Here is a 1,273-nt window from a genome sequence, read left to right as displayed (position 1 = left end):
ATCAAGCGTATTGAGTCCAGCAAGATAAAATCACCGGTCAGCCCACTCATTCTTCAGGGTACATTCGACCGAACAGTCGATGCCAAACACAACATTCCTGTACTTGAGAAGCTTTATACCCGACCCAGTGTTTATTATCTCGAAGATGCCCGGCACCATTTACCTAATGAGCTGGACGAAACCATTGATGATTATCTCTGCTGGTTGACTGAAAAGCTCAATGTTCAATCAGCTTGAGCAATCAGTCCGTAGCCGGGAGGCTTTTGACATCTGCCGGTCAGAATTAGAATTGTCTGAAGAACTCTATGAGGGAATGGCAAGGATTGGGCGCCTGGAACACATACTCCCGGGCGCCCGACGGTGTGCTTGCTCGATTACTTTGATTTCCTGAACAGACTGATCAGGCAGAGCATATAAGCCACTATGTAAACACCAAATATAAGCGTCATCCAATGCGCCATATTCATGCCAAGGAAATGCCAGCCGTCCTGCCCGCAGAAACCGGAAGGCAGGAACATTTGAGGCCACCACTCGTACAGCGGCAGATCAAGCGGGAAGGTAGGCAGAGCCTTGCAGGACATGAACAGATCTTCGGAAGAGTAGTAATCCAGCATTTTGATCGCAGCATCCAACCCATAGGCAGCACCGGCAATCCAGATGACGTATCCAAGACCTCTTACCAATTTGTTTCGCGGTGCCACCAGCATAATAAGAGCCGCAACACCAATCAGCAACACCGCCAGACGCTGATAAACACAGAGTTCACAGGGGTCCAGATACATAACGTACTGAAAATAAAAGGCCACTGACTCCAGAAAAACAGCGCTCAGCAGCATGATTAGCCAGGTGGTTCTGGCATTCTGCCAGTCACGGATAGCCCCGAGGGGATCCGTTCTGAAATCAGTCCAGAGATGGGATAGTTTCGTCAAAACAGTGCTTCTCCAAGAGCCTGTATGTTGTTGTGCCTGTATCGGAGACTTGGCAAAGAACCCGTCGGCTCAAGATACTGCACGCATCCGTAGAGTGTAAGACACATTACAATAAACTGACGCGTCCGATTGTATCTAAAAGGCAGTCCTGAGACGTCTATAAAAACCCATCAATAACCGGGCGGCTGCTGATGGGTTATTAAATGTCAACCAGGGTTTGACTCCATCGTCGAAGGCTCTAATTTATTAAAGCTGTCTGGTGAAATCTGTAAAAGATTCTCTTTGTCAGCCTCTTTGTCATAATTCTCCATCATTACACTAATCGTAAACTCAAACTCGAAAAC

The 1,273-nt window shown here is 47.5% G+C and carries 1 protein-coding gene and 1 pseudogene; one reads left to right on the top strand and one right to left on the bottom strand.

Translation table 11 applies throughout. The features are described 5' to 3' along the window. Positions 1-237 (top strand): annotated as a pseudogene (locus tag KDK18_RS14150) (hypothetical protein); the annotation flags it as partial. A 137-nt stretch (positions 238-374) separates the two neighbouring features. Here the strand turns inward: KDK18_RS14150 and dsbB are convergent. After that, positions 375-929, bottom strand: coding sequence for a disulfide bond formation protein DsbB (dsbB, locus tag KDK18_RS14145; RefSeq protein WP_257255580.1), 555 nt, complete (start codon positions 927-929; stop codon positions 375-377). Positions 930-1,273: the final 344 nt, after the last annotated feature.

Source organism: Endozoicomonas sp. SESOKO3, assembly GCF_024606255.1.
This window is presented reverse-complemented; position numbering and strand designations above follow the sequence as displayed.